We start from the raw sequence: 25,188 nt of genomic DNA, 5'->3' as shown, positions 1-25,188 counted from the left end.
TACTGACTTTGCGTTGCATCGCGGTTTGAGAAAGTTAAAGCACAAGCCATGAGTTTATTGTCTCTTTTGGGCGTTGACCGGTGGATCGATTCATGGTCTGAGCGTATGCGTGAGGCCATGGCGGAAGGCACCAGTGGGCTTGAGGCAAGGGCGTTGCTGGCCAAGCTGGAGTGGCAGGAGGAAAAGCGTCGGTTACAGCAACTGACGATTTTGTTTTTGGTGTGTACTGGGCTGACTGTGGGCATATTGATGGGCATATCCATGGCCGTCATCGTGACCTTTTGGGACACGCCGTTCCGAGTGATGGTGGCCTGGGGGGTTGTGCTGTTTTGGATCGTTGTCTGGGTGGTTATGCTTGTTTTGCTGCTGCAGGTCGCCCGGAAATCCCGTCAGGCATTCGAGTTAACTCGAAAAGAGCTGTCGCAGGACTGGGAGGCATTGAAAGAGCGTCTTTGATAGGGTCAGAGGCGGCTGCATTCTGGTACTGTGCTGATCCGGTGAATGAGGCTTACAGCGAACTGAAATCATGGCAAAAAAGAAAGTAACTCAGCATCGAATGGTTCCTCCGGAATTTGTGCATGTGCCGCACGAAAAAACGGCGCTTGCTGCCCGGATTGCGGCCCAGCGTACGCGCCTGATGGCCAGTGCGCCACGGCAGCATGAAGATGCGGATGCTTTGCATACACAGACATTGGCAGCGGAATCCCCCAATGTTTTCCCGCGCAGCAAAACCATGCGCGCCTTAATAAAGAATCCCTCTTTGGCTGCCTGTGCCGGGCTTGCCGTCTTGTTGCTGCCTTTGCTGTTACGCCGCGGCGGCTATAAGAGGGTATGGCGCTGGGCCGGTGTGATTTCTCCCCTGGTTTTAAACTGGCTGGAGAAAAAGCACCAGAAAAAACATCCTCCTGCACCGTAACGAATGATAAAGCTGTGGTTTGCAGTGCTGCTGTAGCGCACTGTACGCGGCTATTTATTCGGTATTTCAGATGCAGGGGCCTGGTAGTGGCCGGACTTACCTCCCTTTTTTTCCAGTAAAGCCACATCGCACATGCTCATGGCGCGATCAATTGCTTTGCACATGTCGTAAATGGTCAGCAGCCCAACCTGTACGGCTGTGAGTGCTTCCATTTCAACACCGGTTTGCCCGATTGTTTCTGTGGTGGCGATGCAGCGCACTGCTGCATGTTGTGTACTGTTAAATTGGGCAAACGTTTCAAATTCAACCGTGACACGGGTCAGCGCAATGGGATGGCATAAAGGAATGAGGTCTGCCGTTTTTTTGGCTCCCATGATGGCGGCAATGCGCGCAATACCCAGAACATCTCCTTTACGTGCCTGGCCACTGAGAATGGTATCCAGCGTAGCCGGTTGCATCAGGATGTAGCCATGTGCCGTGGCGCTACGGTGCGTGGGTTGCTTGGCCCCCACGTCAACCATATGGGCCTGGCCCTGATGATCAAAATGGGTCAGTTGTTTTGGGGTATTGGAATGTGTCATAAGCCATATCGAAAAATGGAATTTCGGGTACGATAGAGACTCTAACGTATTTTCATTGTGCTTGAGCAACCAGGTTTTTGGGTTGTGCCAGTGCTTATTTTAATTGCATCATAGGGTTGTCTATGCGTTTTGCTGTATGGTTGACCGCGTTGTCATTTGCCTTCAGTGCTGTGAGTTATGCGCAGGTCCCTGATTTGGTTCCTGTCCCGATGAGCGGCTCAGGAGGTATGTTGCCTTCTTTAGGGGGGGCTGATACTGGGCTGAGTTGGGTGGAGGAGCGTCAAATCGGCGATGAGATTGCTTACCAGATTCAGCAAGACCCTGTATATGAACGCGACCCCTTGCTGCACGAATATGTCAACGATATCTGGCAGAGGCTTCTCAATGCATCGCTGCGCGATGGAGAGTTGAGTAAAGACCTGCATCAGCGTATGGCATGGAAGATGTTTCTGATACGGGACCCCACAGTCAATGCCTTTGCGTTGCCTGGAGCTTATATTGGCGTCAATCTTGGGTTGGTCTCCATTGTCAATACGCGCGATGAACTGGCTTCTGTGTTGGCGCATGAATCGGTGCATATTTTTCAGCGGCATATTGCGCGGCTGTATGCAGAAAGTAAAAACTTCTCTTTGATCTCCATTGCGTCATTGATCATTGGTGCTGCGGCTGCCAGTGCCAACCCTTCGGTGGGCAGTGCCATTCTGATGGGAGGACAGGCCGCTGCAATACAGGGGCAGATCAACTTTACGCGCACAATGGAATATGAGGCGGACCGTATCGGGTATAAGGTTCTGGTGGATGCGGGCTTTCGTCCCCAGGGGATGGCAGAAATGTTTCAAAAACTGGCCGATGCAGCGCGGTACAGTGACACCACAAGCTATCCCTATCTGCGCACACACCCGTTAACCAACGAACGTATTGCCGAAGCGCAGGTGCGTGCAGGTATTGACCTGCATACCGCTTCCAGGCCGATGGATTACCAGCAGGCGCTGATGGGCGCGCGGGCCAAAGTATTGGCACGCAGCCAGCCCGATGCGTTGCGCCAACTGTTGCAAACGGGTATGGGCGCGCCTATCGCCGGGCGTGAAGCAGATTCACGCGCCGGGGATTTATATGCAGGAGCACTGGCGGCTGTCAAGTTACGGCAGTTTGAGCAGGCAAACCAGTTGCAGCGGCAATTGGTGGAGCAGGTTCAGGGGCAACCCGTGGCGGAACGGATTGCCCAGTTGCTGGGGGCTGAAATTGCATTGGCTGAAAATAATCCTGCGCAGGCCTTGCAATGGCTGGGAGACGAACCCACCACGGTTGCCGTACTGGCGCGTCCGGAGCGTTTGCTGCGGGCACAAACAGCGCTGGCATCAGGGCAGCCGGTACAGGCCATTGACTCATTGCAGCCCTGGGTATTTAAGCAGACAGATGATGATGTGGCCTGGACGCTGTTGTCTACCGCATACAGCATGAACCGTCAGCCGACGTTGGCGTTGCGGGCCGAGGGCGAGTCGCGTATGGTGGTGGGTGATTTTGGCGGTGCCATAGACCGTTTTAAAGTCGCATTAAGCCAGGGGCGGCAGAACAATGCCACGATTTATGATCTGGAGTTGATTCAGGCCAGGTTAAGGGTGGCGGAACAGGCCCAGAAAGATCGTATGGAGCAGATGAGGTAATTTGCCGCGCAGGCGTTGATGAGATTATTCTGCTGTTTGCGGATCATGTCAGCTCGGCGCCGGTCAATGGGCTGGGAATAGAAAAGGCTTTTTGAACTGTCAACAGACTGTTCCCGCTTTGTGCTCATGGTTATTGGGTTGTTGCCCCCTATGATTCCCGTGGAAATTCCGGTTTGACCAATGTATTGACAACAATCTGCGTGTAAACCAGGTCAGGCGCAGTGTTATTCGCTGCGGCTCAATGGGTATCTGCCATATGGGAAAACAAGGAATTCGGAATTTGTAGGATAATCGTCATTTACATACAGTCATGTAGGTTTATCGGCAGACTGTCAGGAGATGTATTCTCTTTCAAAGCGTACAGATCATAAAGGTATTCAGTAATTTAAGATGACTCCACCAGGCGCACAGGAAATTTTTCGTCAGGAAAAAACCCAGCAAACAGAAAGTCCGGCCTTATTGGCGGAGTTTCGTGATGTTTGTTTCGGTTATGGTGGGCAGCATCGGGTGCTTGATCACCTCAATTTTAAAATTCCCAAAGGCAAGGTCACGGCGCTGATGGGGGTTTCGGGCGGTGGAAAAACCACCGTACTGCGTTTGCTGACAGGCCAGTACCGCGCCAGCAGTGGCGAGGTGTTGTTTGACGGGCAAAATGTCAGCGCGCTGAATATGGATGGTTTGTATGCCATCCGGCGCCGCATGGGCATGTTGTTTCAGTTTGGCGCCTTGTTCAGCGATCTGGATGTATTTGAGAATGTGGCGTTTCCGCTGCGCAAGCACACCAACCTGACCGAGCCGATGATCCGTGATCTGGTTTTGATGAAGCTCGATGCGGTGGGGCTGCGTGGTGCGCGTGATCTGATGACCAATGAAATCTCTGGCGGTATGGCCCGGCGTGTGGCATTGGCCAGAGCGATTGCGCTGGATCCGGACCTGGTGATGTATGATGAGCCGTTTGCCGGGCTGGACCCGATTTCACTGGGTGTTTCTGCACGGCTGATCCGGGATTTAAACCGCGTGCTGGGGGTGACCAGCCTGGTGGTTTCGCATGATTTGGCGGAAACATTTGACATTGCTGATCACGTGATCTTCTTGGCCAATGGCATTGCGATTGCCGAGGGCAGTCCACAGGAGCTCCGGGCGTCACAGGATCCAATGGTGAAACAATTTGTCAATGCTGAGGCTGACGGGCCGGTGCACTTTCATTATCCTGCCATGGATGCGGCGCAGGATTATTTGCAGGAGGCCGAATGAGCGATAAAAAGAACGCATCGCCGTGGCTGAGTCCCGGTGAACTGGGATACCGCGTGCGCCAGCTGCTGGATGTATTTGGCACTTCCACCCGGCTTTTACTGCGCTTGCTGGTGCTGTTGGGGAGCATGTTCTCCCAGTTTCGTGCACTGGTGAAACAGTTGTTTATTTTGGGGAACCGGTCGCTGTCGATCATTGTGCTGTGCGGTCTGTTTGTCGGGTTTGTGCTGGCACTGCAGATGTATAACATCCTGCAGCAGTTTGGCGCAGCAGATGTGGTTGGCATGATCACAGGGTTTGCGTTGCTCAGAGAGTTAGGGCCTGCGCTGACCGCGATTCTGTTTGCCGGGCGTGCCGGAACTTCATTGACGGCGGAAATCGGGTTGATGAAGTCGAATGATGAGTTAACGGCCATGGAGATGATGGCGGTCGATCCGGTGCGGGATGTGCTGGCGCCGCGTTTTTGGGCCGGGGTGATTGCTGTGCCTTTGCTGTCGGCGATTTTTATCGCCATCGGGATCATTGGTGCTTACCTGGTGTGTGTGCCGATGATCGGCCTGGATGGCGGCTCATTCTGGTCACTGATGCAAAACAGCATTGATATCTTTCACGATATTGGTAATGGATTGCTGAAAAGTCTGATTTTTGGCGTGGCGGTCACCTTCATTGCGTTGTGGCAGGGGTTTAACTGCCAGCCAACGCCGGAAGGCGTATCACGTGCAACAACCCGAACGGTTGTGGTCGCGTCATTTACAACACTGGCTTTGGATGTGGTGCTGACCATATTCATGTTCATGGCCTCGTAATAGAAAGTGGATCTCAGGATAAACAATTATGCAACGTTCAAAATACGACATCTGGGTAGGTCTGTTTGTCATGCTGGGCATTTTGTCCATCGTGTTTTTGGCGCTGAAGGTTGGCAATCTGGTCAATTTTTCATTTGATAAAACGTATGCGGTCAATGCACAGTTTTCCAATATTGGTGGTGTCAAATCAGGCTCTCCCGTTAAAAGTGCGGGGGTGGTTGTGGGCCGTGTCCGCAGTGTTGTTTATGACAATGAGATCGACCAGGCAGTTGCCAATATAGAGTTACAGTCCCGTTATGAGTTTCCTGTCGACAGCACGTTGAGGATTCTGACCTCAGGCTTGCTCGGTGAAGAATACATCAGCATTGTTCCCGGTATTGAAGAAACGACGCTTGAACATGCGACACAGCAGGCACAAAGCGCTCAGGGCGGCGCGCCGTTGCTCGTGACGCGGACTCAGGCTTCTGTTTCATTGGGCGAGATGGTTTCACAGATCATTCCGGGCGCAGATGGCAGCCAGCCGCTGACAGGAAAAATCTATACGATCAATGCGCGGTTTACGGATATCGGTTCGCTGAAGGCTGGTGCAACGGTCAAGAGCTCCGGGGTGATTGTCGGACACGTCCGCTCTATCCGCTTTGATGACCACATGTTCCAGGCGGTAGCCACATTGGATTTGCAGTCGCAGTATGCATTTCCAAGTGACAGCTCATTAAAAATCATGTCTTCCGGGCTGATTGGCAGCCAGTATGTAGCAGTTTCTCCAGGAATCGAGGATGAAACGCTTGAAGAGGCTACCACTAAAGCGCAGGCACAGAACAATGGGCAGCCATTGATGGTGACGCAGACGCAGTCCGCCATTGTGCTGGAAGACCTGATCGGGCAGTTCCTTTACAATACAGCGGCAGACAAAGGTACTGCCAGCGCTGACTGATCCTTATAAAAACGGTGATGGGATGAAAAAACAAATTGTCGTCTTAACGACTGTAGCTTTGAGTTTTTGGGCTGCCGGGTGTGCCAGCAGCGATCCGAAAGATCCGCTGGAGCCATGGAACCGGGCGGTCTATTCGTTTAATGACGGTGTGGACCAGGCCATTTTAAAACCGGTGGCAACCGGGTATAAGGCGGTCACGCCGGAATTTGCCCGCCAGCATGTCAGTAATTTTTTCAATAACGCCTCAGATGCCTGGGGTACTCTGAATGCGGCCTTGCAGCTGAAGCCGGAAAAATTTCTGACGGGTGTGTTTCGTCTGGGTGTTAATACCATTTTTGGTTTTGGTGGCCTGGTTGACGTTGCAACAGGCATGGGGCTGGACAGTCCGCAGGAGGATTTCGGGCAGACCCTGGGGTACTGGGGGGTTGGCCCTGGCCCTTACATTGTGTGGCCGATTCTGGGCTCATCCAATGTGCGTGACTCCGTCGGGATGGTTGCAGACTGGTATGGTTCTCCCATCACCTATATTCAGGACGATGGAACGCGCTATGGTGTGATCGCACTGCACGGCATTAACCTGCGTGCGGAGCTGATTGGTGCCGATAATGTGCTGGAAGGAGCTGCGCTGGATAAGTATCTGTTTGTCCGTGATGGTTACATGCAGCGGCGGCAAAACCTGATTTATGATGGTAATCCGCCCATGGATCTGGACTTTGATATTGATGATGACGATTTATAAATGTGTGTTGTGAAAACAATTGACACTTTTAACGGGATATTTATAAGGAATTTGCATATGAAATGGTTGAAATCCCTACTTGTTGCAACAGGGCTGATTTTTGCAGGCATGACAGCCGCTTTGGCACAGGGTGCAAATGCGGCTGAAGCGCCTAATGTGCTGATTGAGCGTGTTTCCAACGAAGTGCTGGATCTGTTGAAAAAAGATCAGGCGCTGCGCTCTGGCAATATTGAGCGTGTTATGGAAGTGGTGGATGAAAAAGTCATGCCCCATGTGAATTTTGCGCGCATGACGGCGTTGGCCGTTGGGCCCGCATGGCGCGAAGCCACACCAGAGCAACGCCAGCAATTACAGGATGAGTTTGAGTTGCTGTTGGTACGGACTTATTCCGGGGCGTTGGATCAGGTCAGCCAGAACCAGTCAATTGCCATGCGACCATACCGGGCGGCAGCTACGGATACCGACGTCACGGTCAATACCGAAGTCCGCGGGCAGGGTAACCCGGTGGAGTTGTCATACCGGATGCGGCTGGAGAATGACCAGTGGAAGGTATACAACGTGAATGTGGCCGGCGTATGGATGGTGGAGAGCTACCGCAGCCAGTTCCAGCCCCAGCTCAGCTCCGGCGGTATTGATGGCCTGATCAAAGTGCTGCAAGAGCGCAATCGGCAAAATGCCGGTGGTGGCAAATAACAACGTATATCAACGTATATATATGGCAACATCGGGTTCAATGTCTGCACTGAAACTGCCGGAACGCATGGTGTTTGAGAATGCGGTGGAATGCAGTGCGTTGCTTAAAAAGGCAATCGCCGAGGTCTGTCAGGCGAATCGTGCCACGGGTAATACGGTGGCTGTGATTGATGCCAGCGCCGTGGGGTCTTTTGATTCTTCTGCGCTGGCAGTGCTGTTGCAGTGCCGGCGCGATGCCGATGCGTTAAAGTGCACCATTGCCATTCAAAACATGCCTTCTCAACTGAGGGAGCTCACCCACCTGTATGGTGTGGCTGAGCTTCTGCCGGATGCCGCCTGATTATTGGTTTTTCTGAATAAATAACAGGAATACACAGGGCTGAAAGACAGATGCCAGCGTGCCAATGGCATGCCAGGCTTTATTCCCCCTCACCGAACTTGTCATTGATCAGGTCGACAAGTGCCTGCATGGCCTGTGCCTCGTCCGGCCCGTCCGTTTCAAGCAGAACTTCGCTGCCAATACCCGCAGCCAGCATCATGACGCCCATGATGCTTTTGCCGTTGACACGGCGGCTGTTGCGCGTCAACCAGACATCACTTTGAAACTGCCCGGCAGCTTTTGTCAATTTGGCTGATGCACGCGCATGCAGTCCCAGTTTATTGGAAATGGTAATGGTTTGTTCAAGCATTTAGGGGCAGGGAATCGTTATTGTTTAATTAGTTTGAAGAGATCATGGTAGCTGGGGCGATACATGAATGATACCGCGCGCGCCTCCTGTGACGACCAGATCGGTCAGTTTTTCCAGTTGTTCATGGCGATAAGTCAGTGCGCGCATCAGCATGGGGACATTGGTACCGCAAACCAGTCTGATGGCTTTGGAAAAACCTTGCGTATGTGCCAGCGTGTCCATCAGCCGCTTCCCAATATTAAAAGGGGTTGCGCCAACAATATCGGTCAGAACCAGGATCTGGTTGGTATGCAGGCGGCGTGCCAGTTTAAGGCCATGTGTGAGACCCTGTTCCAGTGATGTTTCAGGCGTGACATCGTAGGCCTGGATCAATGGCTCGCATTCCGGAAAGACATGCAGGGCACAGGTTTTCAGTGCGGAAGCCAAGGGCGCATGCGCAATCAGCAAAATACCCGTATGAAAAGGACTCGTTTCTGGCGCCATAGGTCAAGGAGTATGCGAGCAAAAATAAAAATTGATTTGTTATTATAAATTGGATTACATGAAAAATTTGGTGATAATAATGTCAATGCTTGGCAAATGATTGAAAAATAAAGATATGGCTGCTCAACGTACAACCCTTGGCTTTACCCGCATTTTGCTGGTGGTTGCGGCGTTATTCATTGCTTTCTGGGCTTACCGGATGCTTACCGACAAGCCTGCATCTCAGACAACGTTTCGCCTGGTGGATGGCAGTTCGGTCAATCTGAACCATTTTTCGGGGCAGGTGGTGGTGCTTAATTTCTGGGCGACCAGTTGTGGCCCCTGTTTACGGGAAATGCCGCATCTGGCCAGAACCTATGAGCGATACAGCCCGCGCGGGCTGGAGATGATTGCGGTTGCCGTATATGGGGATTCGCCTCAGAAAGTGGTGAACTATGCCCGTTCCCAGGCATTGCCGTTCAAGGTGGCCTACGACTCTACCGGCAGTGTTGCCAAGGACTGGGGCGGTATCCGGTATACGCCCACCACAATTGTGATTGACCGGCAGGGCCGTGTGGTTGAGCGCTTTACCGGTACGGTGGACATGGCTCAATTTAACCGCCTGATTGAAGGGCTGCTATAAAGCAGAAAACAAGATGGGCTGAAAAGCCCCGTTTTGCACAAAAATACCCTGAAATTCCCTTCTTTTGAGATTTGACGGTACGCTGTTAAACTGTACATTCTTCAATATATTGTCTGGATAGTCACAAAACGGATATGGATTCAGAGTCGTTACCTGCGTCATTACCTGATATTGTTCTTCGTCCCTTGTCTACGGAGCGGGATATCAGTTTAGCGCGGGAAATTTTCCAAGAGTACGCACTGTCGCTTGGGTTTGACCTCAGCTTTCAGGATTTTGAAAACGAACTTGCCACATTGCCGGGAGATTATGCCGAGCCTGATGGTCTGGTTTTACTGGCCTTTGTGGATGAGCATCTGGCCGGGTGTGGTGCCTTTCGTCCTCAGAGGGACTGTGATTATGCCAATGCCTGCGAAATGAAGCGGCTGTATGTCCGCCCGTCTTTTCGTGGTTTTGGCGTTGGCCGCCAGTTAACGGAAGCCTTGCTGGAGTGCGCGAAAAACACCGGTTATACGACGATGTTGCTCGATACCATGGATCAGATGGACCTAGCGCGTGAACTGTACAGATCTTTGGGATTTGAGGAAATTCCCCCTTATTACTTTAACCCCATGCCTGGGACGCACTATCTGAAAGCCGAGCTGGTTTAGTTTTTTCTCGGCAGAATTAAACAGATTTATCTGATGCCTGTCATAAAGGGTTTGTGCATGGGAAGCTTTTTTGGTTGATAATCATGCCAAGAAGCCATAGGCGTTATATTCAGGGCATTATCCTTTTGCCCGGGGCTTAACAGGCATATGGCAAGTGAGAATCATGTGCCTGATGATGTATCAAAAATGGAGTATGCTGTTTTCAGTATCTTTTCGGGCGCTGTGGCCTGATAGGACTTGATCAGCCGGAAAAGCTATGGCTACCTCCAAACTGTTTATCCCTGCTTTCATCGCATTGGCAGCAGTTGCTGCCGGTGCCTATTTCGGGTTCAAATCGTCCTCTTCTTCAGATTCGACGCCTCCCGCTCCTACCGTTCCGGTGACAACGGCATACGCCAGGCAGGATAATATGCCGGTGCGGGTGCGCTCCATCGGTTCGGTCGTATCCCTGCACAGTGTGGAAGTGCGCACGCAGGTGGACGGGATTCTGATTGCGCAGGACGTGAAGGAGGGGCAGACGGTCAAGCAGGGCGATCTGGTTGCCCGCATTGATGACCGCAGCATCCGGGCGGTACTGGTGCAGCAGCGTGCAGAGCTGGCCAACCGGCAGGCACAACTGGATGTGGCGCTGCTGGATTTGAAGCGCTATGAAGAACTGCAGGCACAAAAAGCCATTTCAGGCCAGATACTGGATCAGCAGAAGGCGCTGGTGCAACAGTTGCGTCAGGCCTTGCAGACACAAAAAGCCGTTATTGACGAACAGGAGGTCATGCTCTCCTATACGCGAATTCAGTCGCCAATTACCGGCATGGTGGGTATCTTAAATACCCATCAGGGGAATTATGTGCGCGCAGGCGATACACAGAGCCTGTTTTCCATTGTGCAGATTGATCCGATAGGTGTCGAAATTGCCTTACCGCAGAATCTGCTCTCGCAGCTTCTGCCTTTGACCCGAACCAATTCACTCACCAGCATTCCGGTTACAGCGTATGACAGCACGGGGCAGCAGTTACTGGCCCAGGGGCATTTGTCTTTGATTGATAACCGTGTTGCTACTGCAACCGGGACGATTAGGGTCAGGGCCGAGTTTGAAAACAGTAACCGTGCGTTATGGCCTGGCCAGACGGTGCTGACCTCTATCCAGCTCAGACAGATTGAAAATGCCATTGTGATTCCCCAAACAGCGATTCGGCAGGGCAACCGGTATACCTATGTCTGGCAGATTCGCGATGATCATGCTGCGCCGGTAACGGTTGAAGTTGTACATACCGATGAAAACCTGGTTGCAGTGACCGGGCTGGAAGTGGGGGCTGAAGTGGTGACTGACGGTGCATCAAGGTTGCAAGAGGGGGCGCTGGTCCGGCGCACCAATGCAGAAGAGCCGGTAGTGGTTCCTGACAACGAGCCGCCCCCGGTATCTGCTGACCCCGATCCTGTTGCTGAATCTTCACCTCCTGTGCAGGCCGAACCTGACCGCCTATGAAACAGCGTAGCGTTTACCTCTGGTGCATGACTCATCCCATTGGCACCGTGCTGCTGACGGCTGCGCTGGTGTTGCTGGGGGTGCTGGGGTATTTGCAACTGCCTGTGGCGTCCTTGCCGGAAACGGATTTCCCCACCATTCGCATCAGCGCCAGCCTGCCCGGTGCATCGCCTGAAACCATGGCCTCTTCGGTTGCCACGCCGCTGGAGGTTCAGCTCAGTAATGTGCCGGGCGTCACGGAAATGATTTCTACCAGCTCAACAGGCTCGGTCTCGCTGACGCTGCAGTTCACACTTGATAAAGACATTAACGTTGCTGTGCAGGAAGTGCAGGCGGCCATCAATACCGCCTCGCGCCGGCTTCCGGATGATATGCCCAGCGCGCCGACATGGCGCAAAATCAACCCAGCCGATGCACCAGTGCTGATGTTGAGCGTGACATCGGACAGCATGTCCATCACGGAACTGAGTGATCTGACAGAGACGATTTTGTCGCGGCAGTTAACCCAGATTGATGGTGTGGGAGAGGTGGCCATATGGGGTTTGCGGCGCCCGGCGATTCGCATTCAGGCGCGTCCTGAAGTATTGGCTGCCGCAGGGGTGACTTTGGCCGATATCCGCTCCGTAGTGCAACAGGCCAGCGTGAATCAGCCAAAGGGCACCATCTACGGGAGCACGCAGTCCTCTTTGCTGGAAATCAATGACCAGTTGTTACAGCCGCAGGATTATGAAAATCTGATCATCACGTGGAAGAACAATGCGCCGATTTATCTGAAAGATCTGGCGACGGTCAGCATTGGACCGGAAAATGAATTCACCGCTTCGTGGCCGGACGGGGTGCCGGGTGTTGGGGTGGTGATCCGCCGGCAACCGGGGGCCAATATCATTGATACGGTGAACCGCATTCAGGAGGCTCTGCCGCAGTTGCAGGCCATGTTGCCTTCGTCAATGAAGGTGAGCGTGCTCAATGACCGCACCCGCACCATCCGGGCTTCACTGCACGAGGTACAACTGACGCTTGCGGTGACCATTGCCCTGGTGATTGGTGTGATGGCGCTGTTTTTGCGGCAGATGGCTGCAACAGTGATTGTTACCATTGTGCTGTGTGTCACACTGATTGCCACGTGTGCTGTCATGTATATCTGTGGCTTTACTTTGAACAACCTGACGCTGGTGGCGATTGTGATTTCTGTCGGGTTTATTGTGGACGATGCCATTATTGTCATTGAAAATATCCACCGCTATCTTGAAGCCGGCAACAGCAAATTTGATGCAGCACTGAAAGGCATCAAAGAAATCGGATTCACCGTGTTTTCCATCAGCATTTCGCTGGCGGCCGCATTTATTCCGCTGCTGTTTATGGGCGGAATCGTCGGTAAACTGTTCCGCGAATTTGCCGTGACGGCAACGGCGGCTATCCTGATCTCTGTTCTGGTCTGCCTGACGCTGGCACCGACGCTGGGCAGCCTGTTCATGAAAAAGCTGGATGAGCAACATCACAAGCAACAGGAGCGCGGATTTTTCAGCCGACTGATTGGCGTCTACGACCACGGCTTGAATTGGGTGCTGGAGCATCAGCGCACAACACTGGTTGTTTTCTTTCTGACTTTATTCATCAGTGTGCTGGGGTTTGTTTTCATTCCCAAAGGATTTTTTCCCCTGCAGGATACCGGGTTCATGTTCGGCTCGACCCGGGCCGCTTCCGATATTTCGTATGAAGACATGGTGGCCAAGCACCGGCAGATAGAAAATATCTTGAAAGCCGACCCGGATATTGCCGGCTTTAATAACACGGTGGGCAGCAACTCTTCCGTGGGCAGCGGAAGCCTGATGATTGTGCTGAAGGATCAGGACGAGCGCAAAGCCTCCATTCACGAGGTGATTGACCGTCTGCGAAGTGAGTTTGTAAAGATACCGGGGATTGAGGTGTTTTTGCGCGCATCGCAGGATATCAATGTGGGCGCAGGAACAAGGCGGGCACAGTACCTGTATACCATCCGTACGCAAAACAGCGCCGATCTGGCCTATTGGGCGCAGGCGCTGACCGACCGTTTGAAGCAGGACCCCATGTTTTTGGATATCTCCAATGACCTGGAGTGGGATGCACACGTCATCAACATGACCATTGACCGCGAAATGGCCGCGCAGTATGGCTTTTCTGCGCAGGATATTGATAATGCGTTGTACGATGCATTCGGACAGCGCCAGATCAATGAAATTCAGACCCAGACCAATCAATACCAGGTGGTGCTGGAGCTGGATGCCGAGCGGCGTGGCAGTGCTGAAAGCCTGGCTTATTTTTATCTGCGCTCGCCCTTGACGGGTGAGATGGTGCCGCTGCGTACATTTGTGAACATGGGGCAGCCTTCTTTGGGGCCGGTGTCCATCAGCCATTTAAGCATGCAGCCCGCAGCCAATATCTCATTCAATTTGCCGCAGGGAACGCCGCTGGGCGTAGCGGTTACTCGCTTGCAAGGCATTGCAAACGAATTGAATATGCCTGCCAATGTGCTGGGGTCGTTCCAGGGGACTGCGCAGGTGTTTCAGGATTCGCTGGCCTCACAACCGCTGCTGATCCTGGCGGCCATTCTGGCGGTGTATATTATTCTGGGGGTGCTGTATGAGAGCTTTGTCCACCCGCTGACTATTCTTTCTACCCTGCCGTCGGCCGGGATTGGCGCGGTGCTGTTCTTGTGGCTATGGAAGCTGGACTTTTCCATCATGGCGCTGATTGGTGTGATTCTGCTGATCGGCATTGTCAAAAAGAACGGAATTTTGCTGATTGACTTTGCTTTGCATGCCATGCGTGAGCAGGGGCTTTCTGCAAAGGATGCGATTCATAAAGCGTGTCTGATTCGCTTCCGGCCGATCATGATGACAACTATTGCTGCGATGCTGGGTGCAATACCTTTGATCTTGGCTTTTGGCGCAGGTTCGGAACTGCGTCAGCCACTGGGGATTGCGATTGCGGGCGGGTTGCTGATCAGCCAGATGCTGACGCTGTTTACAACGCCTATCGTTTTCCTGGCTTTGGACCGCCTGTTCAACCACCATCACAAACCACAGGCAGCACACTGATCCGTATATTTTTTGGGGTTATCGGGCGGTAGAAAACACCTCGTCTGCGCTGTGTTCTGTAGCGGCATTTCCCCAAATAAATGCATTTACCAGAACTGTTCTGGTGCATGGATTGTCCATAATGGCCTGCTGGATTTGCCAATGCACCAAATTTGCGTGTGATAACATGGCCGTTCCAGTACGCATTGGATGCATGTACTTGCTTAAGTATGTTGCTGCAAAACAATTCCAACTTGCATGATGTGACTGGCCGCTGTTGTAAGAATTTCATGCCGTTGTGTGATGGTTCGGGGGTATCACCCGGCCTTGCCGGTTGTGTATATGGAGCCGGTACAGTTTCACGCTGAGGGACGAAGAGCAGAAAAATCAGTTTGTCTGCTTTGAAGGTATTTGTCTGGGCGCAAAAATTGCATACACACGAATTATCTTCATTCAAACGAACGCACGATGAGGAGTTTATTCATGAATTTCAGTTTGACAACAGACAGGCAGGGCCTGCAAAGGCTGCTGTGTGCCGGTGTTTTTTCTTTGCTGCTGATGGCCGGCAGTATGGCGGCGTCAGCACGGGATCTGGTGATTGCGATACGCTCTGAGCCGACCTCCATGGACCCGCAGTACCATGCACTGACATCCAATATCCAGTTTTCTCAGACCTTGTTTGAACCGCTGATTTGCAATGACAATGATCTGCAGTTGAAACCCTGCCTGGCCGAGTCCTGGACATCGGATGGCAATGTCTGGACCATCAAGCTGCGCCCGGATGTCAAGTTCTCTGATGGCTCCCCATTAACGGCAGACGATGTGGTGTTTACATTCAAGCGTGTGCCCTTGGTGCCTAACAGCCCATCATCTTATGTGATTTATACGCAGCAGATCACCAGTGTTGAAGCTGTTGATCCGCTGACGGTGCGCATTACAACAGAAAAACCGTATCCGCTGCTGCCCAACAATCTGGCGAGCCTGCAGATCATGTCGGCCAAGGCTGCATCAGGGGCAGCGCCTGAGGGTAAAACGACAACACAACTGAATGCCGGTGAAGGGCTGGTGGGTACGGGGCCGTATCGTTTTGTATCATGGCGTCGCGGCTCTGAGATTGTATTTGAGCGCAATCCATATTATTGGGGCACACCACCGGCATGGGACAAGGTGACATACCGGTTCATTACCAATCCGGCATCGCGTATTGCGGCTTTGCTGTCAGGGGATGTGGATCTGATTGAAGATCCACCCACAGAAGACTTGCCCCGCCTGAGAAACAATGCGGGTATCCGGGTGGTGACCAAGGCATCAAACCGGGTGATTTATGCGGCACTGGATCAGCATGGCGAGCAAACGCCGGGTATTTCGGGCACTGGCAACAAGAACCCGCTGCTGGATCACCGTGTGCGTGAAGCCATGTCATTGGCGCTGGATCGCAAAGCCATTGTGGAGCGTGTGATGGGCGGCATTGCAACGCCTGCCGCACAACTGCTGCCCTACCCGATGTTTGGCACTAGCCAGAAACTGACGCAGATTCCCGCAGCCGACCTGGAGCGTGCCAAGGAACTGCTGGCGCAGGCCGGTTATGCACAGGGGTTTACGCTGATTCTGGGGACGCCGAACGGGCGCTATATCAATGACAGCAAAGTGGCGCAGACACTGGCGGCCATGTGGAGCCGGATCGGTATCAAGACCACTGTGGATGCTGTTGCACCGCCGGTATTTTTTAAAAAACGTGATGGTCACGAGTACAGTGCATATTTAGCAGGGTGGTCGACCACAACCGGTGAAATGTCCAATACGCTCAATGCGCTGCTGGTTACGCCCAACATTGAAAAAGGTGTGGGGACAACCAACCGCAGCCGTTACTCTAACCCTGAAATGGACAAACTGGTTGAATCCGCAGCGACCGAAATGGATGACGCCCGGCGCGCTGACCTGCTCAGGCAGGCCAATGAAATGGCGATGGCCGATTTTGCAATGTTGCCACTTCATTTTGAACAGTCGGTGTGGGCGATGAAAAATGATATCGATTACCCCGGACGTGTTGACCAGATGACGCTGGCGCAGGAGGTTGTTCCTGCCGGTAAATGATCTGATAGGTGTCAGGAGGAGGCTGCTTGCAGCCTTCAGGCTTTGCTGCATTTCCTGCAGCAAAGCGGTTAATGGGATAGTGAATGGGACATCAGCGTATTTTAATTGCCGTGCGCGGGTGGCGATTTGTTAAAACCTGTGCATAATGGGGCAGGACATCGTGCATAATTTGTTTTCCACGCTGAAATAAATATTTAGAACATGCTTGCTTACATCATTCGTCGTATTTTGCAGGCCATGTTGGTCATGCTGGTCATGTCAGCCTTGGTTTTCTGCGGTCTTTATATGGTGGGCGACCCGGTGGCCATGATGGCCAGCCCGGAGGCGACAGAGCTTGAGCGCGCGGCGATCCGGCAGAACCTGGGGCTGGATAAGCCGCTGGTGGTGCAGTATCTTCATTTTCTGGGGCAGGCACTGCAACTGAATTTTGGCAACAGTTTTCATGACGGTGAACCGGCCATGAAACTGATTTTGCAGCGTATGCCGGCAACGCTTGAACTGGCAACGGTTGCAATGCTGATTTCTCTGCTGATAGGAATTCCGCTGGGTATTTGGGCTGGGCTCAAGCCGAATGCGCTGAGTTCGCGCGGCATCATGTCGGTTTCGACACTGGGCTTCTCGCTGCCCAATTTCTGGATTGGGCTGATGTTCATTATCCTGTTTGCCGTGTACCTGAAATGGCTGCCATCCGGCGGCAGAGGGCCGGTTGTGTCCATTGGCCCGATCGATCTGAGCATTCTGACGCTGGAGGGGTGGAAGTATATCCTGCTGCCGGCATTTACCATTGCGTGTGCCAAGGCGGCGCTGATCATCCGGGTGACACGTGCCGCCACGCGCGAAGCATTGCCGATGGAATATATCAAGTTTGCGCGTGCCAAAGGGGTGCCGCGCGGCAAAATTCTGCGCACGCATCTGCTGAAAAATATCCTGATTCCCATTATCACGATTGCCGGGCTGGAGTATGGCCAGGTGATTGCTTTTGCGGTGGTGACGGAGACTATTTTCTCGTGGCCGGGCATGGGGCAGTATCTGATCCAGTCGATTCAGAATCTGGATCGGCCGATTGTGGTGGCCTATCTGATTCTGATTGTGTTTTTATTGGTGATGCTGAATCTGATTGTGGATGTGTTGTATTCCGTTTTGGATCCGCGGGTGCGGGTGCAAGGAGCCAAATCATGAATGACACAACTTCCGCTGCACTTTCTGCTGAAGACACGGCTATTGCATTGCCGCCGCCGGAAACCCCCTGGCAGCGTTTTCGGCGTGAATACTGCTCGAGCAAAATTGCCATTATTGCACTGGTGCTTTTTCTGCTGACCTTGTTTGTTGCGGTGTTTGCACCCTGGGTGTCGCCACAGGACCCTTATGACCTGGCGGCCCTGGAGATTTTTGATTCCAAGCTACCTCCTGGCAGTGTAAGCGAATTTTCCGGCATGACATATTGGCTGGGCACTGACGGGCAGGGGCGTGACATGCTCTCGGCTATTTTTTATGGCCTGCGTACCAGTCTGATGGTCGGGTTTGTTTCCGTGGCAGTGGCGCTGGTGGTTGGCTGTCTGGTCGGCCTGGCGGCAGCATACTTTGGCGGCTGGGTCGACTCGGTACTGATGCGCATTGTGGATATTCAGCTGTCATTTCCCTCTATTTTGATTGCGCTGATTTTGCTGGCGGTGCTGGGGCAGGGGGTTGACAAGGTGGTGTATGCGCTGATCATCGCGCAGTGGGCCTATTTCGCCCGTGCGGCGCGCGGCTCGGCACTGGTGGAGCGTTCCAAGGAATATATTGAAGCGGCACAATGCATGTCGCTGCGGCCGATGCGCATCTTGATCAAGCACCTGTTGCCCAACTGCCTGCCGCCGTTGATTGTGATTGCCACGATCAACATTGCACACGCAATTATTCTGGAGTCCACGCTTTCATTTCTGGGGGTGGGCGTACCGGTAACAGAGCCTTCGTTGGGAATGCTGATTAAAAACGGGTTTGACTATATTCAGTCGGGCGAATACTGGATTTGCTTTTACCCGGGAATTGCGCTGGCAATTGCCATCATCAGTATCAATCTGGTGGGCGATCAGTTGCGTGATGTCCTCAACCCGCATAATTCAAACTGAACCACATGAATACAGAAACAGAACAACAGACATCCGCGATGCCGCTAACAGCGTCAGCCGTTCCGGTGCTGGAGGTGCGGGGGCTTAAAACGCATTTTTTCACGCATGATGGTGCGGTGAAAGCGGTGGACGGTGTGGATTTGACGATCCGGCAGGGTGAGATTCTGGGGCTGGTTGGAGAGTCTGGCTCCGGCAAAAGCATCACCGGGTTCTCCATCATGGGGTTGATTGACGCGCCCGGACGTGTTGTGGATGGCAGCATCAAGTTCATGGGGCAGGAGCTGGTCGGCATTGGCGAAGAGCGGATGCAGAAGCTGCGGGGCAAAGATATTGCAATGATTTTCCAGGACCCGATGATGACGCTCAACCCGGTGCTGCGCATCGATACACAAATGGTTGAGGCAATTCTGGTACACGACAAAAGTGTCAGTCGTGAGGCGGCGCTCAAGCGTTCGGAAGAGGCTTTGGCAATGGTCGGAATTCCGGCACCGAAAGAACGGCTGAAGACATATCCGCATGAACTTTCCGGTGGTATGCGGCAGCGTGTGGCAATTGCCATTGCGTTGCTCAACCATCCGAAACTGATCATTGCCGATGAGCCGACAACAGCGCTGGACGTGACAATTCAGGCCCAGATTCTGTATGAAGTGCAGAAGCTGTGTGAGGAAACCGGTACTGCCCTGATCTGGATTACACATGACCTGGCGATTGTTTCGCGGCTGGCCGATGAAATATCGGTGATGTATGCCGGGCGCATTGTCGAAAGCGGGCCGGTTGAATCGGTGATCAAACATCCGGCGCATCCTTATACGCTGGGGCTGATGAACTCCATTCCTGCACGCACCACCAACGGGCAGATGCTGCGGCAGATTCGCGGCATGACGCCTTCTTTGCTGCATCTGCCGCGTGGCTGTGCATTTCGCCCGCGGTGTGATTATGCAACCGATGCCTGTCTGCAGAACCCGCAGCCGGCGGCTGTCACATCCACCCAGAAGGTTCGCTGCTGGAACGCACTGACCCATACCGATAATGGATTTAAAGCAACATGATTGAGACAGCAGCTACATCGTCAAGCGAACCTTTGCTGAAGCTCAGAGGGATAGAAAAGCGTTTTGTCCAGTCGATTGACCTGGCCGACAGAATCGCTAACCTGCTGGGTGCCAAAAACAAACCGTCTGTCGTGCATGCCGTGGATGGTGTGGACCTGGACGTTTACCCGGGGGAGGTCATTGGTATTGTGGGCGAATCAGGGTGCGGCAAATCGACCCTGGGGCGCATTATTGCCGGCATCAATCCCCCGACGGCGGGCGAAATCTCCTATATGGGCAAAAAGATCAGCGCCATGGAGACCGCCGAGCGCCGTGCGTACGAGCTCAGTGTGCAGATGATTTTTCAAAACCCGATGGCGTCGCTGAACCCGCGCATGCGCGTGCTGGATATCATCGGCGAAGCGCCTGTGGTACATGGCATTGTTTCAAAGGCGCAAAAGAAAGAATATGTGGCCAGCCTGATGGAGCAGGTTGGCCTGGACCCTGATTATGCGCAACGCTACCCGCACCAGTTTTCCGGCGGGCAGCGCCAGCGCATTGGCATTGCCCGGGCACTGGCGCTTAAGCCCAAAGTTATTGTGTGTGATGAGGCGGTGGCGGCGCTGGACGTTTCCATTCAGGCGCAGGTGCTGAACCTGTTCATGGAGCTGCGCGAAACGCTGAACCTGACCTACCTTTTCATCAGCCATAACCTGGGCGTGGTGGGGCATATTTCGGACCGCGTGCTGATCATGTATCTGGGGCGTCTGGTTGAAATTGCGCCGACCGAAACGGTATTCAACAACCCGAACCACCCTTATACGCAGGCGCTTTTATCAGAACTGCCAACACTGGATACCGTGAAGCGCGCGTTTCAGCCGATCAAAGGCGAGCTGCCTTCACCGCTGGCGCCCCCGCCGGGGTGCACCTTTCATCCACGCTGCCCCAATGCAATGGAGCGCTGTAAAAAAGAAATGCCTTTGCACCAGGTTATTGAGGCAGGGCACATCAGCGCCTGCCACCTGAACGATCTGACCAAGCTTTCACCCTATTGAAGGAACTGCGTTATGACAGAAGCTGTTACCCCCAGCACCCCGACACCGTTTCCCCCTTTTGTCCTGGCGTTGCCCAAGGCGGATGCGATTCCGCTGGTTTGCGACTCTCCGCACAGCGGGGTACGTTACCCGGCGGACTTCGGGTTTTCGGTGCCGTTTGATATTTTGCGCTCGGGCGAAGATACCGACGTGCATGCATTGTGGCAGGGGCTGCCGGATGTGGGCGGCGTGCTGCTGGCCGCAGAGTTTCCACGCAGCTATATTGACCCCAACCGCGATGCCGATGATATTGATGTGACCATGTTGTCTGACGCGTGGCCGGGAGAAGCATGCCCTACAGAAAAATCCCGCCTGGGTATTGGGCTGATCTGGAAAGTTGCGGGCAATGACGGAAGGCACCCTATTTATGACCGCTTGCTGACTTCCAAAGAGGTGCAGGCCAGAATTGAAACGTATTATCAGCCCTACCACGCGGCATTGCGCAACCATATTGAGCGTGCCTACTCCCAGTTCGGTGCGGTATGGCATTTGAACCTGCATTCCATGCCTGCCAACGCGTACGAAGGGTTGGAAATGAGCGGGAATTACACACTGGCTGATTTTGTGCTGGGTAATCGCGATGGGACCACGTGCTCTGAGGAGTTTACCCAACTGGTGGCGCAGTCTTTGCGTGCCAAAGGGTATACGGTAGCGATCAATGATCCATACAAGGGGGTTGCGCTGATTGCCCGTCTGGGCCGTCCGGCGGAAAACCGGCACAGCCTGCAGATTGAAATTCATCGTGGCTTGTATATGGATGAGCAAACGCGGGAGCGTAGTGCCGGCTTCAGCACATTGCAGGCCAATCTGACAGCGCTTTCTACGGAAATTGCTGCTTATATCAGGGAGCAGGTTAAATGAGCAGTCTGATCACGGAAATACAGACCGAACATCCCAGGCTGGTTGAAATCCGGCGGGATATCCATGCACACCCTGAAACGGCATTTGAAGAACAGCGAACCTCTGATCTGGTCGCCGCTTTGCTGGAGAAATGGGGCATTGAAGTGCACCGCGGGCTTGGCCAGACCGGCCTGGTGGGCGTGTTGCGTGGCAGCCAGGGTGCGGGGTCTCGCACCCTGGGGTTGCGTGCAGATATGGATGCATTGCCAATGCCCGAATACAACCGTTTTGCACACAAATCGCTGATACAGGGGCGCATGCATGGCTGCGGTCATGACGGGCACACCACCATGCTGCTGGGTGCTGCGCATTATCTGGCCGGGCACCGTGATTTTGCCGGAACCATCCATTTTATTTTCCAACCGGCTGAAGAAGGCGGGAATGCTGGCGCACGCTATATGATTGAGGATGGTCTGCTGGAGCGTTTCGCCTGTGATGAGATTTACGGTATGCACAATATGCCGGGTCTTGCCGCGGGTACCCTGAATTTTCGCAAAGGTGCCATGATGGCTTCAAGCAACCGCTTTACCATCACCATCAAAGGCATTGGCGGACATGCCGCCATGCCGCATAAAACCGTGGATCCCATTGTCATAGCGGCAGAAATGGTCGGGGCACTGCAAACGGTAATTTCACGGCATAAAAACCCGGATGCCAGTGCGGTGCTGTCTGTGACGCAGATTCATGCCGGCGATGCGTTCAATGTAATCCCTGATGAAGCGGTGATTAAAGGCACGGTGCGTACATTTGATACGCCAACACTAGACCTGATTGAAGACAGAATGCGTCAGGTGGTTCAAACACTGCCGCAGGTACATGGCGGTACAGGGGCGTTGGATTTTGTGCGGGCTTATCCGGTACTGGTGAACTGGGATGCGCAGACCGACTTTGCGGCTTCTGTCGCAGAGCAGGTGTTTGGCAAAGATCGGGTGGATCGTGATACGCCACGTTTAAGCGGAGCAGAGGACTTTTCGTTCTTTTTGGAAAAAGTGCCCGGTTGCTACCTGTTTATTGGCAATGGCGGTGGTGAGCACCGTGAAGCTGCCTATGAAGGCATGGGGCCATGCGAACTGCACAACCCCAATTATGATTTTAACGATGCATTGCTGCCTATTGGTGCCACCTACTGGGTGCGTCTGGCGCAGGCGTTTTTTCAAAGGGGTAACGGGAGAGGCTAGTTTCGGTTTTTGGTGTTTTTCCTGTCAATGTACTTGCCAGCCAGTCCGCCGGTAACTAAGGCGGCGCCTACTAGCCCATAGCATAAAGCTGCGCCGCCGATCTCTTCTGGGAAAATAGAAGCCAGCCAATGCCATCTGCCGGATGAAAAGCTCAGGTCTCCTGTATAAAGACACTGCAGACACAACGTAAAAAATACAAATCCCAGCCCTATCAAGAAATGATGTTTATCATTATTGGTCATAAAATCATGCCTATCTCATAAATGAGATGGAAAAAGTGGCTTGTTGATAAGTCTCTATCATGATTTTAAATTAAAAAGCTGCCTGGTCAGCAGCTTTTTTACACACTTGTTTTACACCCAGCAACTGCAACCAAATGCGCCCCAGAATCCTTTCTGGTTATCGGCAGAAACCGCTTCGCTGTAGGCGCTGGCATGGGCGTGCCCATGCAGGTTGCATTGTCGTGCACAACTGCACAGCGACGAAAACACTTTGTTCTGCATGGCTGTGTTGGCACGCTGATAGCCGCCAAACTCGCGTACAGGGGACCAGTCCGGCATGGCAGCCGGCAGGGGCGGCGCCAGTGATTCAAAGTGGTCTGTACCGTAGACGATTTTGCCGCCGACCAGTGTGAGAACAGATTCAATCTGCTTGATTTCATTTTCGGGCAGTTTGAAGTAATCATCCGAGAGAACGGCGAGATCGGCATACTGTCCTTTTTTGATCTGCCCTTTTTTGCCTTCCTCACCCGAAAACCACGCATTGGCCTTTGTCCATAGGCGCAGCGCCTGTTCGCGGTCAACGCAGTTACGCCGCGGATACAGGTTCAGGCCTCCCAGTGTCTGGCCAGTCACCAGCCATGAAAGGGCAACCCAGGGGTTGTAAGAAGCGACCCGGGTGGCGTCGGTACCGGCACCGACCGGCACGCCGGCTTCCAGCATTTTGACAATTGGCGGTGTTTCCTCAGCCGCTTTGACACCATAGCGCTCGACAAAATACTCGCCCTGATAAGCCATGCGGTGCTGAATGGCAATGCCCCCGCCCAGTGCGGCAATACGGTCAATGTTGCGCTGGCTGATGGTTTCGGCATGGTCAAAGAACCAGTGCAGGCCGTCAAAAGGGATATCCTTGTTGACTTTTTCGTAAACGTCCAGAGCACGTGAAATGGTTTCATCATAAGTGGCGTGCAAGCGCCACGGCCAGCGGTTTTCAGCCAGTACACGAATCACGGGCTCAAGCTCCTGCTCCATGTTCTGCGGCATTTCAGGGCGGGGGACGCGGAAGTCTTCAAAATCAGCGGCAGAATAAACCAGCATTTCACCAGCCCCGTTGTGGCGGTAATAGCTGTCGCCATCACCTGGTGTCACGGACTGGACCCAGCCTTTAAAGTCATCCAGCTCTGCGCCCGGGTGTTGTGTGAACAGATTGTAGGCAATGCGTACCGTAAGCTCGCCATTGGCGGCGAGTTTTTCGATGACTTGATAGTCATCAGGATAGTTTTGCGAGCCACCGCCGGCATCGATCACCCCGGTAATGCCCAGGCGGTTCAGTTCGCGCATAAAGTGTCTGGTCGAGTTCAACTGGTATTCGAGCGGCAGTTTCGGGCCTTTGGCCAGCGTGGCATAAAGAATGGTGGCATTAGGCTGCGCCAGTAGCAGCCCGGTTGGGTTGCCATTGACATCGCGCTGTATTTCCCCTCCGGGAGGGTTGGGTGTGTCTTTGGTATACCCGGCAACGCGCAACGCGGCACGGTTCAAAATGGCCCGGTCGTACAGGTGCAGAATAAAAACCGGTGTGTCCGGTGCAATGGCATTCAGCTCATCGATGGTTGGCAAGCGTTTTTCGGCAAACTGGTGTTCGGTAAAACCGCCCACCACACGCACCCATTGCGGCGCTGGCGTATGCTCGACCTGCCGTTTCAGCATGGACATGGCATCGGATAAAGAGGTGACGCCATCCCAGCGCAGCTCCATATTGTAGTTAAGCCCGCCCCGGATAAGATGCTGGTGACTGTCGATCAGTCCGGGAATGACACGCCGCCCGCCGAGGTCGATGACCCGCGTATGTTCGCCTTTGAACTCCAGCACCTCTTGCTCTGTGCCTACGGCAAAAAAGACGTTATCCTTAATGGCAACGGCCTGTGCAGCCGGGTTGCTGCGGTCCAGTGTCGTGAATTGGCCATTTACAAGAATAAGATCTGGTTTCATGTCTTCCTCTCA

25 protein-coding genes are annotated in these 25,188 nt (G+C 53.3%); 20 read left to right on the top strand and 5 right to left on the bottom strand.

Features of this window, described 5'->3' with window-relative positions:
* The first annotated feature begins 48 nt into the window (after positions 1–48).
* Positions 49–456, top strand: coding sequence for a phage holin family protein (locus AACY98_RS11460; protein ID WP_339805125.1), 408 nt, complete (start codon positions 49–51; stop codon positions 454–456).
* Positions 457–526: 70 nt separating this feature from the next.
* Entirely contained in the window at positions 527–916 is a 390-nt protein-coding gene (locus AACY98_RS11455) for a hypothetical protein (protein ID WP_339805123.1), read from the top strand.
* 50 nt (positions 917–966) lie between these two features.
* Here AACY98_RS11455 and moaC read toward each other — a convergent pair whose 3' ends face one another.
* Complete coding sequence (gene moaC, locus AACY98_RS11450) at positions 967–1,497, bottom strand: cyclic pyranopterin monophosphate synthase MoaC (protein WP_339805121.1); 531 nt, start codon at positions 1,495–1,497, stop codon at positions 967–969.
* Positions 1,498–1,619: 122 nt separating this feature from the next.
* Here moaC and AACY98_RS11445 point away from each other — a divergent pair, with 122 nt between their 5' ends.
* The 7 genes from AACY98_RS11445 to AACY98_RS11415 all read left to right on the top strand — a co-directional run bounded on the left by AACY98_RS11445 (position 1,620) and on the right by AACY98_RS11415 (position 7,924).
* Positions 1,620–3,161, top strand: coding sequence for a M48 family metalloprotease (locus tag AACY98_RS11445; RefSeq protein ID WP_339805119.1), 1,542 nt, complete (start codon positions 1,620–1,622; stop codon positions 3,159–3,161).
* A gap of 390 nt (positions 3,162–3,551) precedes the next feature.
* Positions 3,552–4,415 (top strand): ABC transporter ATP-binding protein, encoded by an 864-nt coding sequence (locus AACY98_RS11440; protein WP_339805117.1) that lies wholly within the window; start codon positions 3,552–3,554, stop codon positions 4,413–4,415.
* Positions 4,412–5,218 carry a lipid asymmetry maintenance ABC transporter permease subunit MlaE gene (gene mlaE / locus AACY98_RS11435; protein ID WP_126980217.1) on the top strand — a complete coding sequence of 269 codons (807 nt, stop codon included), beginning with the start codon at positions 4,412–4,414 and terminating at the stop codon, positions 5,216–5,218. Before AACY98_RS11440 ends, mlaE begins: the two co-directional genes overlap by 4 nt.
* A gap of 28 nt (positions 5,219–5,246) precedes the next feature.
* Complete coding sequence (gene mlaD / locus AACY98_RS11430; RefSeq protein ID WP_339805116.1) at positions 5,247–6,152, top strand: outer membrane lipid asymmetry maintenance protein MlaD; 906 nt, start codon at positions 5,247–5,249, stop codon at positions 6,150–6,152.
* Between the two features lie 22 nt (positions 6,153–6,174).
* Positions 6,175–6,891 (top strand): MlaA family lipoprotein, encoded by a 717-nt coding sequence (locus AACY98_RS11425; RefSeq protein WP_339805114.1) that lies wholly within the window; start codon positions 6,175–6,177, stop codon positions 6,889–6,891.
* A 57-nt stretch (positions 6,892–6,948) separates the two neighbouring features.
* Positions 6,949–7,584 carry an MlaC/ttg2D family ABC transporter substrate-binding protein gene (locus AACY98_RS11420; protein ID WP_339805112.1) on the top strand — a complete coding sequence of 212 codons (636 nt, stop codon included), beginning with the start codon at positions 6,949–6,951 and terminating at the stop codon, positions 7,582–7,584.
* A 40-nt stretch (positions 7,585–7,624) separates the two neighbouring features.
* Positions 7,625–7,924, top strand: coding sequence for an STAS domain-containing protein (locus tag AACY98_RS11415; RefSeq protein WP_126980220.1), 300 nt, complete (start codon positions 7,625–7,627; stop codon positions 7,922–7,924).
* A gap of 79 nt (positions 7,925–8,003) precedes the next feature.
* On the opposite strand, the gene AACY98_RS11410 is transcribed toward AACY98_RS11415, so the two are convergent.
* Positions 8,004–8,273, bottom strand: coding sequence for an HPr family phosphocarrier protein (locus AACY98_RS11410; RefSeq protein ID WP_126980221.1), 270 nt, complete (start codon positions 8,271–8,273; stop codon positions 8,004–8,006).
* A 42-nt stretch (positions 8,274–8,315) separates the two neighbouring features.
* Positions 8,316–8,756: a PTS sugar transporter subunit IIA gene (locus AACY98_RS11405; protein WP_339805110.1), complete on the bottom strand. Its 441-nt coding sequence runs from the start codon at positions 8,754–8,756 to the stop codon at positions 8,316–8,318.
* 115 nt (positions 8,757–8,871) lie between these two features.
* On the opposite strand from AACY98_RS11405, the gene AACY98_RS11400 reads away from it, so the two are divergent.
* From AACY98_RS11400 to AACY98_RS11350, 11 genes are all read left to right on the top strand, one after another.
* A complete protein-coding gene (locus AACY98_RS11400) occupies positions 8,872–9,378 on the top strand; it encodes a TlpA family protein disulfide reductase (RefSeq protein WP_339805108.1) in 507 nt (168 codons plus the stop codon).
* A gap of 134 nt (positions 9,379–9,512) precedes the next feature.
* Positions 9,513–10,025: a GNAT family N-acetyltransferase gene (locus AACY98_RS11395; RefSeq protein ID WP_126980224.1), complete on the top strand. Its 513-nt coding sequence runs from the start codon at positions 9,513–9,515 to the stop codon at positions 10,023–10,025.
* Between the two features lie 256 nt (positions 10,026–10,281).
* On the top strand, positions 10,282–11,508 hold the full coding sequence (locus AACY98_RS11390; RefSeq protein WP_339805104.1) for an efflux RND transporter periplasmic adaptor subunit: 1,227 nt from the start codon (positions 10,282–10,284) through the stop codon (positions 11,506–11,508).
* A 26-nt stretch (positions 11,509–11,534) separates the two neighbouring features.
* On the top strand, positions 11,535–14,585 hold the full coding sequence (locus tag AACY98_RS11385; protein ID WP_339805102.1) for an efflux RND transporter permease subunit: 3,051 nt from the start codon (positions 11,535–11,537) through the stop codon (positions 14,583–14,585).
* A 537-nt stretch (positions 14,586–15,122) separates the two neighbouring features.
* Positions 15,123–16,658, top strand: coding sequence for an ABC transporter substrate-binding protein (locus AACY98_RS11380; RefSeq protein WP_339805228.1), 1,536 nt, complete (start codon positions 15,123–15,125; stop codon positions 16,656–16,658).
* Between the two features lie 201 nt (positions 16,659–16,859).
* The gene (locus AACY98_RS11375; protein WP_339805100.1) at positions 16,860–17,837 is read left to right on the top strand and encodes an ABC transporter permease; all 978 of its coding nucleotides are present in this window, start codon (positions 16,860–16,862) and stop codon (positions 17,835–17,837) included.
* Positions 17,834–18,769 (top strand): ABC transporter permease, encoded by a 936-nt coding sequence (locus AACY98_RS11370; RefSeq protein ID WP_339805099.1) that lies wholly within the window; start codon positions 17,834–17,836, stop codon positions 18,767–18,769. Before AACY98_RS11375 ends, AACY98_RS11370 begins: the two co-directional genes overlap by 4 nt.
* A gap of 5 nt (positions 18,770–18,774) precedes the next feature.
* Positions 18,775–19,818 carry an ABC transporter ATP-binding protein gene (locus AACY98_RS11365; protein ID WP_339805098.1) on the top strand — a complete coding sequence of 348 codons (1,044 nt, stop codon included), beginning with the start codon at positions 18,775–18,777 and terminating at the stop codon, positions 19,816–19,818.
* Complete coding sequence (locus tag AACY98_RS11360) at positions 19,815–20,852, top strand: ABC transporter ATP-binding protein (RefSeq protein WP_126980231.1); 1,038 nt, start codon at positions 19,815–19,817, stop codon at positions 20,850–20,852. Before AACY98_RS11365 ends, AACY98_RS11360 begins: the two co-directional genes overlap by 4 nt.
* Positions 20,853–20,864: 12 nt before the next feature.
* Entirely contained in the window at positions 20,865–21,752 is an 888-nt protein-coding gene (locus AACY98_RS11355) for an N-formylglutamate amidohydrolase (protein ID WP_339805095.1), read from the top strand.
* Entirely contained in the window at positions 21,749–22,969 is a 1,221-nt protein-coding gene (locus tag AACY98_RS11350; protein ID WP_339805093.1) for a M20 aminoacylase family protein, read from the top strand. Before AACY98_RS11355 ends, AACY98_RS11350 begins: the two co-directional genes overlap by 4 nt.
* Here AACY98_RS11350 and AACY98_RS11345 read toward each other — a convergent pair.
* The gene (locus AACY98_RS11345) at positions 22,966–23,211 is read right to left on the bottom strand and encodes a hypothetical protein (protein WP_339805092.1); all 246 of its coding nucleotides are present in this window, start codon (positions 23,209–23,211) and stop codon (positions 22,966–22,968) included. The two genes, AACY98_RS11350 and AACY98_RS11345, sit on opposite strands and share 4 nt — an antisense overlap.
* A 111-nt stretch (positions 23,212–23,322) precedes the next feature.
* A complete protein-coding gene (locus AACY98_RS11340; RefSeq protein WP_339805090.1) occupies positions 23,323–25,176 on the bottom strand; it encodes an amidohydrolase in 1,854 nt (617 codons plus the stop codon).
* Positions 25,177–25,188 lie beyond the last annotated feature (12 nt).

The sequence above is a fragment of the Saezia sanguinis genome, assembly GCF_963921665.1.
Lineage (GTDB): Bacteria > Pseudomonadota > Gammaproteobacteria > Burkholderiales > Burkholderiaceae_C > Saezia > Saezia sanguinis.
Note: the sequence above shows the minus strand (reverse complement) of the source record. Positions and strands in the feature narration are given on the sequence as shown.

Excerpts from the sequence above, each read along its gene's own strand:
- AACY98_RS11460 (WP_339805125.1), top strand. The coding sequence starts at position 49 with ATGAGTTTATTGTCTCTTTTGGGCGTTGACCGGTGGATCGATTCATGG.
- AACY98_RS11455 (WP_339805123.1), top strand. The coding sequence starts at position 527 with ATGGCAAAAAAGAAAGTAACTCAGCATCGAATGGTTCCTCCGGAATTT.
- moaC (WP_339805121.1), bottom strand. The coding sequence starts at position 1,497 with ATGACACATTCCAATACCCCAAAACAACTGACCCATTTTGATCATCAG.
- AACY98_RS11445 (WP_339805119.1), top strand. The coding sequence starts at position 1,620 with ATGCGTTTTGCTGTATGGTTGACCGCGTTGTCATTTGCCTTCAGTGCT.
- AACY98_RS11440 (WP_339805117.1), top strand. The coding sequence starts at position 3,552 with ATGACTCCACCAGGCGCACAGGAAATTTTTCGTCAGGAAAAAACCCAG.
- mlaE (WP_126980217.1), top strand. The coding sequence starts at position 4,412 with ATGAGCGATAAAAAGAACGCATCGCCGTGGCTGAGTCCCGGTGAACTG.
- mlaD (WP_339805116.1), top strand. The coding sequence starts at position 5,247 with ATGCAACGTTCAAAATACGACATCTGGGTAGGTCTGTTTGTCATGCTG.
- AACY98_RS11425 (WP_339805114.1), top strand. The coding sequence starts at position 6,175 with ATGAAAAAACAAATTGTCGTCTTAACGACTGTAGCTTTGAGTTTTTGG.
- AACY98_RS11420 (WP_339805112.1), top strand. The coding sequence starts at position 6,949 with ATGAAATGGTTGAAATCCCTACTTGTTGCAACAGGGCTGATTTTTGCA.
- AACY98_RS11415 (WP_126980220.1), top strand. The coding sequence starts at position 7,625 with ATGTCTGCACTGAAACTGCCGGAACGCATGGTGTTTGAGAATGCGGTG.
- AACY98_RS11410 (WP_126980221.1), bottom strand. The coding sequence starts at position 8,273 with ATGCTTGAACAAACCATTACCATTTCCAATAAACTGGGACTGCATGCG.
- AACY98_RS11405 (WP_339805110.1), bottom strand. The coding sequence starts at position 8,756 with ATGGCGCCAGAAACGAGTCCTTTTCATACGGGTATTTTGCTGATTGCG.
- AACY98_RS11400 (WP_339805108.1), top strand. The coding sequence starts at position 8,872 with ATGGCTGCTCAACGTACAACCCTTGGCTTTACCCGCATTTTGCTGGTG.
- AACY98_RS11395 (WP_126980224.1), top strand. The coding sequence starts at position 9,513 with ATGGATTCAGAGTCGTTACCTGCGTCATTACCTGATATTGTTCTTCGT.
- AACY98_RS11390 (WP_339805104.1), top strand. The coding sequence starts at position 10,282 with ATGGCTACCTCCAAACTGTTTATCCCTGCTTTCATCGCATTGGCAGCA.
- AACY98_RS11385 (WP_339805102.1), top strand. The coding sequence starts at position 11,535 with ATGACTCATCCCATTGGCACCGTGCTGCTGACGGCTGCGCTGGTGTTG.
- AACY98_RS11380 (WP_339805228.1), top strand. The coding sequence starts at position 15,123 with ATGGCCGGCAGTATGGCGGCGTCAGCACGGGATCTGGTGATTGCGATA.
- AACY98_RS11375 (WP_339805100.1), top strand. The coding sequence starts at position 16,860 with ATGCTTGCTTACATCATTCGTCGTATTTTGCAGGCCATGTTGGTCATG.
- AACY98_RS11370 (WP_339805099.1), top strand. The coding sequence starts at position 17,834 with ATGAATGACACAACTTCCGCTGCACTTTCTGCTGAAGACACGGCTATT.
- AACY98_RS11365 (WP_339805098.1), top strand. The coding sequence starts at position 18,775 with ATGAATACAGAAACAGAACAACAGACATCCGCGATGCCGCTAACAGCG.
- AACY98_RS11360 (WP_126980231.1), top strand. The coding sequence starts at position 19,815 with ATGATTGAGACAGCAGCTACATCGTCAAGCGAACCTTTGCTGAAGCTC.
- AACY98_RS11355 (WP_339805095.1), top strand. The coding sequence starts at position 20,865 with ATGACAGAAGCTGTTACCCCCAGCACCCCGACACCGTTTCCCCCTTTT.
- AACY98_RS11350 (WP_339805093.1), top strand. The coding sequence starts at position 21,749 with ATGAGCAGTCTGATCACGGAAATACAGACCGAACATCCCAGGCTGGTT.
- AACY98_RS11345 (WP_339805092.1), bottom strand. The coding sequence starts at position 23,211 with ATGACCAATAATGATAAACATCATTTCTTGATAGGGCTGGGATTTGTA.
- AACY98_RS11340 (WP_339805090.1), bottom strand. The coding sequence starts at position 25,176 with ATGAAACCAGATCTTATTCTTGTAAATGGCCAATTCACGACACTGGAC.